Source organism: Pseudomonas fluorescens (genome assembly GCF_005938625.1).
Lineage (GTDB): Bacteria > Pseudomonadota > Gammaproteobacteria > Pseudomonadales > Pseudomonadaceae > Aquipseudomonas > Aquipseudomonas fluorescens_BD.
In genome coordinates this window covers 206,973-219,684 of record NZ_VCNJ01000024.1, presented here as the reverse complement: position 1 = coordinate 219,684, position 12,712 = coordinate 206,973, and the positions used below count along the sequence as shown (strand labels likewise).

Genomic DNA, 12,712 nt, shown 5'->3' with positions numbered 1-12,712 from the left:
TTTATGCGGCTGCGCAGGTCTCAATAGCCGACGAAGTAATACGTCTGGCGCCCGACCAGCATGGTTTTGAGCACTTTCAGTGGCGCAACGGGTTCACTGTCGCCGGCCATCACCACTACACGGGATGGCGACGCGGTGAGGAAGTCTCGCAACTGCGCTTCGGTATCCAGACCTTTGAGTACTTGCTGGGTATAGAAGACCGTGGCGCCACCGACCCGCTCGTTGGCCTGAAACAGCGCGACTTGATGCCCAGCGGTTTGCAGCGTCTGAATCTCTGCACTCAATGGCAGGAACGAAAGCTTTTTGTCGGTGTGGGGCAGTGCCCATTGCGCGGCGGCGAGATAACTGCCGATCACCAGCGTGAGCACAGTTACTGCCAATGTCTGACGGTGACGGGCGATTCGGCCTACGAATCCATTGCCGGATTCGTACTGCTTCAAGCGCTCGAACAACACACCCACATACTCCGCCGCGATCACCGCAGCGGCCGGTGTCATCGACATCAGATACACCGTGCGCTTGCTCGACGCCAACGTCAGCATCACGAACTGCGCAACGATCCACAGGCTGAAAAACAGCAGGTAACGGTTGGCCTTCAATTGGCTACGGAAATGCCAGAGCCCCAGGTACACCAGAATGTTCCACGGCAGAAAGGCTTCTGGCAGTTTGGCGAGGTAGTAATAGAACGGTTCGTAGTGCCCGGCCTCGACGAACGAACCGCTGAAGCGCCCGACACTGTTGGTCAGCAGCACCTCTTTGACGGACTGGGCACCGCCGTGCTGGAAGAGGATGACGAGCCAGATCAGCAGCGGAATCAAACCGACCAGGGTCAGTAAGCCCGGTCGCAGCCAGTCGGCGATTTTCAGGCGCTTGTCCATCAGATTGTCAGTCAGCAGATAGGCGAAAATCACCACCCCCGGCATGGCCAGCCCCAGTACACCCTTGCTCAAGGTAGCGATGGCGATCCCGACGACAAACAACAGCGAGTTGCCCGCGGTTGACGCCCGTTGCGCCTGGAAAAAGGCCAGCAGCGCCGTGGTCACGCCGAGGGCGAGCAACGCATCTTCACCGACCCCGCGCACATTGCTCCAGTAACTGGCCATGGTCGCGAGCAGAATGCCTGCGGTCCAGGCGACCATTTTCGGTCGTTCGAAACGCCGCAACATGCCGTACAGCAGCATCACGCTGAGCAAGCCCGCCACCGCCGACGCCAGCCGCACGGCCCACGGTGAAACACCGAACACGCGCATCGCGCCAGCATCCAGCCACAGGCTCAGCGGTGGTTTTTCCAGAAACGGTTCACCGAACAGACGAGGTGTCACCCAGTCGTCGTCCAGATGCATCTCCATGGCGATGCCAGCCACGCGGGCCTCGGTGGAGCCTTGCAATTGATGGCCGCCCAATGCGAAGAAAAACAGCAGGGCGGCAAGCAGAAACAGCGAAGTGACGGCACGCGACATGGGGTTCAGGCAACCGGAAGGGGCGGGAGGCCTGAGCATACGTCGGCAATCCTGAACAAATTGTGAAGCTAGGCCAGTTGTCGCGACCAACGCTTCTCCGGCGTTTCGAACAGCGGATTGACCAGCGCTGTCAGCACATGATCCTGCCAGCGCCCGGCAATGTTCAGATACGCCTTGGCGTAACCCTCGAGCTCGAAGCCCAGACGCTCCAGCAAACGTGCACTGCGCTCATTGCCGGGAACGTAGTTGGCCATGATCCGATGCAGGTTCTGGTTATCGAACATGTAAGCGATGCCAGCCTCCAGCGCTTCCTGCATCAAGCCCTGACCCTGTTGGGCCTCATCGATGTGATAGCCCAAATAACACGCCTGAAAGGCACCGCGAATAATGCCGCTGAAGTTGCAGGCGCCGATCATCTGCTGGCCATCCGGGGTCAGCAGCGCAAAATGCATGGCCAGCCCGGCCTCGAATGCGCTGGCCTGCACGTCGAGGCGCCGGCGAATCTGCTCGGTGGAAAAGTATTCGGTGGTGCGGATCGGTGACCAGGGCGCGAGGTGGCGCTGGTTGCGTCGGTAAAACTCGCTTTCAAGCTCGGCCTGGTCCGGAGCCAGTATCGCGAGCGTCAGTCGTTGGCAGGGCAGGGTCAACAGCGGCATCGGGCGCTCCGGCTTGTGGGATCTGCTCGCAGAGTCGCGCAATCACCGGGGTTACGGCAAGACGTGGCGCAGAAGGGACTTTGTTTCAGGCAAAAAAAAGCCCGCAGGAGCGCGGGCGAACCGTAGTTTCTTGAATGAGCGAGCGGACTGTACAAGGCTTGGCCGCGTAGCTGCAGTGAAGAAAAATTCATCTCGATGGGCGGCCCCAATGCAGTCCGATGCACAACCGAGCGTCGGGGTTTTGCCCGTCAATGGCGGGTTTCAGGCCCGGTAGTGTTCTGCGGTTTCTGCGGATCAAGATTGTCCCGTGCCCGACAAATAAGGATCTCGGCCAGTGCGCTCAATTGCTTCATGGCCACCGCCACATGGCGTTTCGAACCGTCGAACTCATCGGCAAAGTTTGCGCTGATGGCCGCGAGGGAATCGAGAATTTCGCTGGCGTGGGTGAGCAGGGTCAGTGTGTCGACATCGTCGCGCACTCTGATGAGCTGATTGAGCGGGACGCTGCGCCGCCGACGGGGCGCCTCGGTGCTTGCGGTGGTGTTTGACTGAGGTTGGGTGCTGGAAGCGGGTGCTTCGGAAGGTGCCGAACCAACCAGCGAAAGCTGTGGGATTTTTTTCATGACGTAGCTCCGTGAAGTGAACATTCACTGCAATTTCGGCTGCCAAACCGTCCGCTGGTTGGCAGTGGTCGTGGAGCGTAACGCCCTGAGGAGGTGTTCACCAGTTCATCAAAGTCGACGCGTGTTGCGGGAATTTTCCTAGGACGTTCGATGTGGGAACGAGGGCGTGGCGATAAAACCAAACAGCGTTCGTGATGATCATGCAAAGTCATTTCAAGGCATGTGGTCAGCGGGCGGAACGGTTCACATAATTCTCACCTGAGTTTTGCCATGATTGTTGCCAATATCTCATCGGCCCGAGCGAGTGATTCCGTCATGAATGTGAGCGTGCTCTACGCGCTGGTTGCGGCAGCGTTGTTTGGCGCCAGTACGCCACTCGCCAAGCTGCTGGGCGTACAGATTTCGCCGATTCTATTGGCCGGGTTGCTCTATCTGGGCAGTGGGCTGGGTTTGGCCGCCCTGCGTTTTGCCCGCGATCGAGGCTGGCAGCATTCCGGACTCGGAGCCGGCGAATGGCCGTGGCTGGTTGGTGCCATCGGCTTCGGCGGCGTACTGGCGCCGGTGGCATTGATGTTCGGTTTGACCAGAACGTCCGGCGCGAGCGCGTCACTGATGCTCAATCTGGAATCAGTGCTCACGGCACTGCTGGCATGGGTAGTGTTCAAAGAAAATGCCGATCGGCGAATCGTGATCGGCATGCTCGCCATCGTGGCCGGCGGTGTCGTGTTGTCCTGGCCGCAAGAGGCTGTGTCGGCGCAAGACTGGACAGGCCCGCTGGCCGTCGCCTTCGCCTGCTTTTGCTGGGCCATCGACAACAACCTGACGCGTAAGGTCTCTGCTTCGGATGCACTGTTTATCGCGGGCAGCAAAGGTCTTGTGGCGGGGGTGGTCAACTGCGGCCTGGCCTTGTTCATCGGCAAACAACTGCCCGCCGCCGACTCGTTGGTGCCGATCCTGCTGGTCGGGTTTCTCGGTTACGGCGTCAGCCTGGTGATGTTCGTCCTCACCCTGCGCGGGCTGGGCAGTGCGCGCACTGGCGCGTACTTTTCCACCGCACCGTTTCTGGGCGCAGCAATCTCGATTCTGCTGCTGGGCGAGTCGGTATCGCTGATGTTCCTGCTCGCAGCAGCGTTGATGGCCGTGGGGGTATGGGTTCACTTGATGGAAAACCATATTCATGAGCATCAGCACGAACTGCTTGAGCATGATCATCGCCACACACACGACGAGCACCACCAGCATACGCACGGGGCTGACTGGGATGGAACGGAGCCGCACAGTCATCCGCATGTGCATACGCCGATGCGTCATAGCCATGCGCATTTTCCGGATGTGCATCATCGGCATGGGCATTGATTGAACGTCTGAAGTCTGTCGGTTGATATCACTGTGATATCATTTTTTGTCAGTTTCTTCAGTCTTTCATTTGAGTCATTCCATGAAACCCTTTTTCCTGCTGCCGCTTGTGACCCTCTTTTCTGCTTTCAGCGTCGCCGCTGCACCCTCACCGGTGGCGTCGTTTGCCGCTTGTGACGATCACTCACTGGCCGTTGTGCAATCACCTTTGCTCAAGGATCTGGTGCCAAGCTCTGTCGAAAATGGCCAGATCAAATTGTCCGGCGGCACCAAGAGCGACATGGGCCAGCGCTGGATGTTTGCCAAGCCAGTCGAGATCGATGGCATGTCGTTGACCGGCTTTTACGCCGAAGACATGGACCTGATGGGGACGCGCATCATCAGTTGGGGCTTCTACGCCAAACAGACGCCGAACGAACTTCACACTCAACTGGAAAAAGCGGGCGGCCCACGCCTGGACATGTCGCAGGGACTCTACGCTCGCGCGGAAATCTGGTCCCATGGCAAATCCAGCTGGCAGCCGGAAGATCCTGCTGCCACTGCCGGTAAACTGGTGGTCGATAGTGCCGAGCGCGTGTTTCTGATTGAACCGGCTCCGGAAGAGTTGAGCGCTGGGAGTAAGGGGATGTTTACCTGCTCGATTCAAGGCAAGGTCAATGAAGCGATGCTTAAGTCGAGTCGTCCGGATTTGCTTGGCGTTGTTCATTGATAGGTCAGGAGTGCAGGTATGGAAAAGGACGACATCAGTCGTCCTTTTTTGTGGGGGGGCAGCGCATCGCTGGGATATCGAGCCATATCGATTGTAGGCTGTGGTATTGGATGCCCGGCGTGGCTGTTGTCCAGATGCGACAAAGCCCGCACTTGGCGGGCTTTGTCGTTGAGAGTTGGTGGGCCGGGGTCATTTGAACCCGCTGGAAACTCCCTTGTAAACATTGAGTATTTTCAGTGGTGAATTTTTTTGGGATACAAATTGGGATACAAATCCTGAGCGGCTTAGATTAAGACGTCTCAGTTTTGGTCTTTGGAGGACCGAGAACGAAAGCTATCTGCCTCAGATCTTCCACCTTCAGGTCGATGCCTTTGCCCTTAGGGTTTTCCTCGAGATGTCCGAGCGTGTAAAGCGTGACATATCTCAATTCCTCTGCCTGGATGACCAGCTCTTTCAGGTACCGGCGGAAGCGATAAGCCTTCATTTGATCTGGAGGGACGTAAAGCGACACACGTTTTTCCGCCAGCCGATCAATGAAGTTGAAGCTGAATCCTTCGCCGTAGCGCTTTACTGTGCCCCCACCGAACAAGACACAGCCGTTTTCACCCATCGTTGCTGCTTCAATATGGCGGAAGTACGAGCGGAGAGGGATCACTCCATATCCCGAAACCTGCAACGTCAGGAGGTTGAACTCTTCCCACGGTAAGGTCTTGGCGTTTCTGTAACTTTCCACCAATCGTTCTAGATCGGTGGTTTTCGTGGGGCCCCGAGGCTTGTCGTTCGATTCAGTGCTAGTCCTACGAGCCCCTCTCCCCTCACCATCTCCATCTATCTCATCACCTCCCTTGCCCGGACGGTCGCCCCCGGGTTTCTTTTCCTTCAGGTTTGGATCAAAGATATCGATGTAGTCGTCGAGCTTGCGTTTGGCTTGGCGAACTTTTGCTTCTTCCTCTGTTTCCCCTGGACGGCTTCTGTCCAGATCGCCGCTTGAACCGTGTTCAATCCACTCACAGGTTGGACAGTGTTCATCCTTCGGATTGGCACGGAAATGCGCAGCCTGCAGTATCGTAGTTTCTTGGGGATTCAAATCGTAGTTGACGCCGGTGATCTTGGCATCGAGCGTCCTGCACTCCTCATTAGTGCAGAGGAATGTGAAGCGTGCGCGTGGCGGTTCTAGAGAGAGGTATTCACGCCGAGCAGCGACAATAGACAACTCCTTTTCGAGCTCGACACAGTAAGCACGTGTGATGCGTTTGTTTGTTTTCATCCGACTGACATTCCTTGAACAGCTCTTCGTTGGGTCAACACTCCTTGGCCTGCTATTCGAGGCTAACGTAGGGAGAGCCGAAGTGCTAGAGCGGTCGGGGGACTGAAATCGAGCGGGGGACCCTGAGGAGTTACAGAGCATACGGGGTCGGAAACCCGCGTGGCTGTGTTAGTGGAAGGATTTCAAAGTTACTGAAATTTCAGGCATTGAAATCGAAAGAATTCTGCTGAAAAAAGGCCATCGTTACCGCATCGGTAACGATGGCCTTTTGTGTTGATGATTATGGACACCTTGGGCTGTCAACCGAGTCAACCTGTCAACCAATGTAGAAAAATCAGCCACTGCCAAGATCGCGCGGGTTTTGTGCCCCGTGTCATCCGGAAACGCTCAGGGTCCCCGGCGACCTCCCATCATCTGTGCAAATGCACTGGTGAACTGTGTGTTCACCCGGTTCACCTGTTCACCTGTTCACTAAGCTGGGCGCCCGTCCGCTAACAAAGTCCCGCGGGTTTCCGACCCCGTGTGTTGGGCTAACTCTCAGGGTCCCCAGGCTTACTCTGACATCTTCTCGCTGGGGGGCGTCTTTTATTGGGGTGTGGGGTTTTCCGATACCTACTTAATGCAGTGTTACAGGTGTTACGGGTGTAACGGGTTCGGCTAACATATTGATTTTAAAGCTTTAAATACATGTAACACCTGGCTCGGGATATCTATGCGCGCGATGTAACAGCGCAGGGGGGTGTAACAGCTCTCGAAGGCCAGAGGGCTCAGGTACGTTAAATCGGCTGTTATTTGCAGATGCTCGCGTCTTGAGAGTTGAGCGCAGCCGCCAGCCTGTCGCTCAAGGCATAGCGCGTGGCACTCATGTCTTGGTTAGGATGGGCGTCGTTTCACATCCATGAATTGTGCCTGTGTGAATGACTATGCCACGTCAATAAGCCATTACGTAAACTGGCAGTCCGAAAAATCACCACATGTAACTGCTCTTGCGCTCAAGCTTGAGTGACTTGGGCAAATGGTACTCTTTGAACTCATTTCATTGCATCCTCAACTCGGCTAGCGACCGTCCTCGCTAATGTGTCCATGCGGGGGGAATAAGTTCCCAATAGGCGTTTACCAATTGAAGCTTTGATTAATGCAGTATTAATTAAATGTAACGAGTGGAGATTGATTTTTCCTAAGGCTGGCTGAGCGCTAGATTGCTTTCTAACTATGTTGAATTGTGCTGCTGTGCATAGTTAATTGCTAGCGAAAGATCGCGCTATGACTGAGTATTGATTCATGATAGGATAGACAAATTTTGGATATTTTTATTCGAGATATTATAAGCGCAAAGTATGAATAAATTTAATCCTCATAATGTCACTTTAACAAGTTTTTTTGACTCTATCATTGATTCGTACGATCAAGATCTGCTTCGAGAAATGATCAATCTTGATACAGCAGACTCAGTATTAAGAAAATTCTTATCTATCGATGAGATGCGACAATTTGGAAGTTTTTTTACAGGGCAGAGGCTGACCGGTCTTGCGATTGATGGATTCCGTCATCCAATAACACTTGGATCTGTTGTTCTAGATCCGACATGTGGGACGGGTAACCTTCTAATTGGGTGCTCTCGAAAGCTACCAGTGTGTCACTTTCTCTCCGATACCTTAGTTTCGTGGGGAAAAGTCCTGAGAGGCTTTGATATACATAGCGCTTTCGTTGAAGCTACAAAATTGCGTTTGATTCTCGAAGCAGTGAATAGAGGTGTAGTAAAGGATTGCTCCTTGGATCAAGCTCTACTCTGTTTTAGCGGTATTAAGGTCGCTGACGCGCTTTCCGTTGAAGATGAGGAGTTGAGTGACGTAACACATCTATTAATGAATCCGCCGTTCTCCAATTGGGATTCTCCTGCGTCAGAGTATTGGAAAGCTGGGAAGGTTAATGCTGCAGGCGTGATATTTGACCATTATATTCGTCGCCTTCCCAGCGGCTGCTTGATCAGCGCAATTCTTCCAGATGTCCTTAGGGCGGGCAGCCGATATGAAGGGTGGAGGAGGTTTGTTTCAGAGAAAATTAGTGGCGATATCCAAATAGCCGGTCGCTTTAATGAGAAAACTGATGTGGATGTTTTCTTGGTTGCCGGCGTATTAAAGGAAGCGACTTCAGAAGCGATTGTTTGGTACGACTATGCGGAAAGCGCTTTATATGTCGCAGATTTATTTGATGTCTGCATTGGGCCGCTAGTGGCTTATCGGGATCCGCAAGAGGGAACTTTATCTCCATACATACATGCTAAGAACACTCCCGTTTGGGGGACTATTAGGGAATTCGACGAGTTTAGAAGATTCAAAGGTCGATTAATAAAGCCGCCGTTTGTGGTGATAAGGCGTACATCCAGCCCTACTGATAAAAACAGAGCTTCAGGGGCTATAGTCTTGGGTGATACACCTGTCGCCGTCGAGAATCACCTGATTGTCTTGAAACCTAAAAATTCCAAAGTGTCGCACTGTAAAAAGTTGATAAATACACTTAAAGATTCGAAAACTAACGCCTTCATAAACGGAAGGATTCGCTGCCGTCATTTGACTGTCGGTGTGGTCAGGGAAATCCCTATATGGTGAGTGCTTTATGATCAAGCGTAAATTAATCGGAGAAAAGCCTTTTGAGTTCTCTGCTCGTGTGACGTTGCAATTAGGACGCGAGAGTATATCTAGCTCCACCGTGGCAATTTCCGAGCTTATAAAGAATGCTTACGATGCGGACGCTGATGAAGTAACACTTAGTTTCCATTTAAGAAAAAATTCGGTATCGACTTTGGTCATTGAGGACAATGGTGTCGGCATGAGTCCAGATACTATATTTGATCATTGGTTAAAGATTGGTACTGACAATAAAGCTACTATTGAGCGCTCTGCTGGAAAAGGGAGGGTTCTTACTGGTGCGAAAGGTTTAGGACGATTAGGGATTGATCGTCTTTGTAGGAAGCTTGTGCTCTATAGTAAGACGCCAGAAATGGATGATGCAATACAGTTGGATATTGACTGGCGAAAGTTTGAAAATACAAATAAAACGTTGTCTGAAATAAAGCACCCTATTTATGCTGTGGATTTGCCGCTTGTAGATAAATACGGAGACGTATTTACAGTCGAAAAAACGTCAGGCACGCGCATGGTGCTTATGGGGCTGAAAGATGAATGGGATGAGAGTTTTCTTGAGGCACTCGAAAATGAACTTCGTCTGCTGATATCCCCATTTCAAGCGGAAAATGAATTTTCAATTAATTTGAAAGTCTTTCGAGGCAATGAGCATCGAGAAAAAAGGCTGAGCTCTGAAAAGTTTTTAAACGCCGCTCGTTGGAAAGTCCGTGCAAGCGTGGACAGTGAGGGGCTCGTTTCGGCTTGTTACACCAATAATCAAAAGCAATTAGATGTAATTCAAGACCCAATCCCCTGGGAGAGTTGGCTTAAAAACTCTGGCACGAAACCTTTATTTGGTCCTATCGAGTTCGAATTTTATTACTTGGTTCAAGATGCAGCAAGCTTAACAAAGCTGAATTTAAGGGTTAGGAATTTCAGGGAGTTTATGCGTTTAAACCAAGGCGTAAGACTCTACCGAGATCATTTCAGAGTGCGGCCATACGGTGAGCCGTCCGGAAAGGGAGATTGGTTAGATATCGGCTTAAGAAAGGTTTCGAGTCCTGGTGGGGTATCTCAGCAGGGATGGAAAATTGGTCCTAATCAGATAATTGGCTCCGTACTCATATCTCGCGAAACCAATGCAATTTTGAATGATCAAGCTAATCGAGAGGGGATCGTCGAGAACACAGCTTTTTTTCAACTTCGCACGTTTCTTTTGAAAGTGATCGAAACACTCGAAGTTTTAGTTCACAAAGACGTGATAAATGATAGTGAAACGGATTTGTCTGGAGAGCTCGCAAGGCTACTTAGCAAGTCTAATGAAGATGTTGAAGCTGCGATTGAAGAGCTCAAGAAGACTGTATCTACGATAAGTCGGAAAAAGAAAAAGCATAAAAAGCAACAGTCTCCCGCGCAGCTGGTTGCCTACAGACTGAATGAACTTGAGGTTCTTAGAGAAAAGCAAAGTCAAGCAGAGCAGCGTTATCTCGAGGCTTTGCAATTGGAAAAAAGTGAGCTAGAGGAACAGAAAAATACGTTATCAAACCTTGCATCTATTGGTATTTTGACGATTAGTTTTGGCCATGAAGTAAGGCAGCATTCAGGGTTGGCATTGAATGGCTCCACTAGGGCTTTGTCCTACCTGAGGAAAGTAGATAAAAAAGATGGTCTACTTGACGATCCTATTGAGTGTGTGGAAATCGCCAGAGATGCTGCTCAGTATGTTGATAACTTTTCCAGATTTGCCATTGAGAATATAAAGCCTGATAAGCGTACGAGAAAAAAAGTCTGTGTTCACTCCGTATTTAGTTATGTCTTCGGTATTTTTTCGGCAACTCTTGAAAAGATGAATATCAAAACGGAGATTCATCTAAATACTGTTGATGCCGCGTATGAAGTATTTGCCTTCGAAATTGACTGGGAAAGCATTGCCATTAATTTAATGACAAATTCGATATGGGCGATCGAATCTAGTACTAACCGAAATAGTCCTAAAATTGTGGTGGAGCTATCGGAAACTGATGGTGAGGTTTACTTATCGTATAAAGATTCAGGGATTGGTCTCGAGGCGGATTCTGAAGAGCGAATATTCGCGCCTATGAATAGCGGGAAGCGTGATATGCGAGGAAATATTGTTGGGACTGGGATGGGGCTCGCTATCGTTAAAACACATGTCGAAGATCACATGCGTGGTACTATCAAAGCTATCGCGCACAGCGACTTAGGTGGCGCCCAATTTTTAATTAAAATTCCAACTAGCAGAGGCGGCTTAAAGTGAAAGAGACCGTAATTTTTATCGATGACGAAAAGAGCTCGAGGACTATCTATAAAGGCACGCTTCAAGATATATATGGTGATGAATATGATGTGGTTGCAATTGAGCCGGAAGTCACGATTCAAGACATGCTTGCCAAAATTGAAAGATATGAGGCGGTGGTTTCGATTGTTATAGACGAAAAACTACATGTTGTGGTCGGAACCGAATATAAGGGGTCACAGCTTGTAGAGGCTATAAGAGTCTCCGATAGCAAGCTTCCTCTCTATATATTGACAAGTGAGATGGGTTTGATTGAACCTCCGTTCGGTTCCGTCGAATACATAATTGATAAAACAAAAATAGAACAGGATGATTATAAGCGCGAGTGCGCTCTTCTAATGAGGCGGCACATCAACTCATTTAACGACATTGTTAGTCAGCGATCAGAAAGATTCGATGCTTTGCTGAAGAAGTCGATAGTCGGTGAGTTAACAGAGGAAGAGTTAGCAGAATATGAGTCATTGGATTTTTTACGAATTAAACGCGTATTGTCAACTGAGGCTGTTGTGCCATCGGCTGAGTTGAAGAAGCAAGAAGACTTGCTTGCAGAGATCGAAAGTCAGTTAAAAAAAATAGACAATGAGCAATAACAAATGTTTTTTCCTAAGCTAACTCGTCGTCAAGAAGACTATTACTATAACAATCGGAAAAAATTTTACGCGGATTATGGCGAGAACTATATAAAGGTTGCGGAGGACTGCCAGTTTCGATGTGTGTATTGCGATATTACCGTTGAGGAATCGGGTGGTGACGAAATGCACCTTGATCATTTTCGTCCTCAAGAACACTTTTCTGATTTGAGTGCTCATCCTTTTAATCTTTATCTAGCTTGTCCAAAGTGTAATGGTCTTAAAACTAGCGACTGGCCTTGTTCTAAAGATCATGGTGCTGTTACGTTTGTTGGTGGTGTGGGTTATTTAGATAGATTTAGCCATGATGTGGATACATTTCTAAGGGTTGATACTTCGGGTTGTATCGTTGCTTTGGCTGGACCTGTTAATTATATGATTAAAAAGATGCACTTGAATCGTCCGAGTCGGGTGAATGTTAGACGAAAACGGCAAATTGAATTTAGAAAGACTCGATTGCTTCAAGGTATTCTTGAACTGGCGAAGAGGGTGAAGGTTGCCGAGGAGAACAAGACAATGAAGCCGGAGCAGGTGGCAATTAAGCGCGAGCAAATTAACGCGCTAATGTTAAGCTATGCGAGCCTTGTTTGACTTGGGTTGTCATTGCATCGGTTTTTTTATGCAATCGACTTGTATGGTGAAAGTAAAATCTAAAAAGGGCCCGCGTGGACCCTTTTTCAGGTAAAGCGATTTGTTATTTCTGCAACCATCCCTCGACGACATTGACACCGTATCTTAATTTCCACTCTTTCAAAGCTTTGTGATTTCCACCTTTGGTTTCGATCACTTCCCCAGTATTCGGATTTTTGTAGACCTTGAGTTCGCGTGGTTTACGTGTGCTGGCCGCGGGAGCAGCAGATTGGCGCCGTGCAGTGGAGTGCGGATCGAGTAGGTTGACGATGTGCTTCAGGCTGAAGCCATACTGATCGAGCAGTTTGCGCAGCTTCGTTTCGAACTCGATTTCTTTCTTCAGTCCGTCATCACCTTTCAATGCTTCCAGTGCCTGGAGCTGCTCGGCGAGGTGTTTTTCCAGCTGACGGTATTCTGCGAGTTTGGACATTTTTATTTCCT

11 protein-coding genes are annotated in these 12,712 nt (G+C 50.4%); 6 read left to right on the top strand and 5 right to left on the bottom strand.

Annotated features, from left to right (window positions below):
* Nucleotides 1-20 precede the first annotated feature (20 nt).
* The 3 genes from FGA82_RS16280 to FGA82_RS16270 form a co-directional block, all read right to left on the bottom strand.
* Nucleotides 21-1,460, bottom strand: coding sequence for an ArnT family glycosyltransferase (locus tag FGA82_RS16280; RefSeq protein WP_171057297.1), 1,440 nt, complete (start codon nucleotides 1,458-1,460; stop codon nucleotides 21-23).
* A gap of 68 nt (nucleotides 1,461-1,528) precedes the next feature.
* A complete protein-coding gene (gene rimJ / locus FGA82_RS16275) occupies nucleotides 1,529-2,116 on the bottom strand; it encodes a ribosomal protein S5-alanine N-acetyltransferase (RefSeq protein ID WP_141127824.1) in 588 nt (195 codons plus the stop codon).
* Between the two features lie 248 nt (nucleotides 2,117-2,364).
* Nucleotides 2,365-2,739 (bottom strand): DUF6124 family protein, encoded by a 375-nt coding sequence (locus FGA82_RS16270; RefSeq protein ID WP_141127823.1) that lies wholly within the window; start codon nucleotides 2,737-2,739, stop codon nucleotides 2,365-2,367.
* 315 nt (nucleotides 2,740-3,054) lie between these two features.
* Here FGA82_RS16270 and FGA82_RS16265 point away from each other — a divergent pair, with 315 nt between their 5' ends.
* Together FGA82_RS16265 and FGA82_RS16260 are read left to right on the top strand one after the other, a co-directional pair.
* On the top strand, nucleotides 3,055-4,095 hold the full coding sequence (locus FGA82_RS16265; RefSeq protein WP_141127822.1) for a DMT family transporter: 1,041 nt from the start codon (nucleotides 3,055-3,057) through the stop codon (nucleotides 4,093-4,095).
* A gap of 82 nt (nucleotides 4,096-4,177) precedes the next feature.
* On the top strand, nucleotides 4,178-4,804 hold the full coding sequence (locus FGA82_RS16260; protein ID WP_141127821.1) for a hypothetical protein: 627 nt from the start codon (nucleotides 4,178-4,180) through the stop codon (nucleotides 4,802-4,804).
* Nucleotides 4,805-5,093: 289 nt separating this feature from the next.
* Here FGA82_RS16260 and FGA82_RS16255 read toward each other — a convergent pair whose 3' ends face one another.
* Nucleotides 5,094-6,071 (bottom strand): ATPase, encoded by a 978-nt coding sequence (locus FGA82_RS16255; RefSeq protein ID WP_141127820.1) that lies wholly within the window; start codon nucleotides 6,069-6,071, stop codon nucleotides 5,094-5,096.
* Nucleotides 6,072-7,408: 1,337 nt separating this feature from the next.
* Here FGA82_RS16255 and FGA82_RS16250 point away from each other — a divergent pair.
* From FGA82_RS16250 to FGA82_RS16235, 4 genes are read left to right on the top strand one after another with little or no spacing between them, the layout of a single operon-like run.
* Nucleotides 7,409-8,680, top strand: a complete 1,272-nt coding sequence (locus tag FGA82_RS16250) for an SAM-dependent DNA methyltransferase (RefSeq protein ID WP_141127819.1) — start codon at nucleotides 7,409-7,411, stop codon at nucleotides 8,678-8,680.
* 7 nt (nucleotides 8,681-8,687) lie between these two features.
* Nucleotides 8,688-10,973, top strand: coding sequence for a sensor histidine kinase (locus tag FGA82_RS16245; protein WP_212760538.1), 2,286 nt, complete (start codon nucleotides 8,688-8,690; stop codon nucleotides 10,971-10,973).
* On the top strand, nucleotides 10,970-11,602 hold the full coding sequence (locus tag FGA82_RS16240) for a hypothetical protein (RefSeq protein WP_141127818.1): 633 nt from the start codon (nucleotides 10,970-10,972) through the stop codon (nucleotides 11,600-11,602). The genes FGA82_RS16245 and FGA82_RS16240 overlap by 4 nt, the downstream gene beginning before the upstream one ends.
* Before the next feature lie 3 nt (nucleotides 11,603-11,605).
* Entirely contained in the window at nucleotides 11,606-12,232 is a 627-nt protein-coding gene (locus FGA82_RS16235) for an HNH endonuclease (RefSeq protein WP_141127817.1), read from the top strand.
* 103 nt (nucleotides 12,233-12,335) lie between these two features.
* On the opposite strand, the gene FGA82_RS16230 is transcribed toward FGA82_RS16235, so the two are convergent.
* The gene (locus tag FGA82_RS16230; RefSeq protein WP_141127816.1) at nucleotides 12,336-12,701 is read right to left on the bottom strand and encodes a histone-like nucleoid-structuring protein, MvaT/MvaU family; all 366 of its coding nucleotides are present in this window, start codon (nucleotides 12,699-12,701) and stop codon (nucleotides 12,336-12,338) included.
* Nucleotides 12,702-12,712 lie beyond the last annotated feature (11 nt).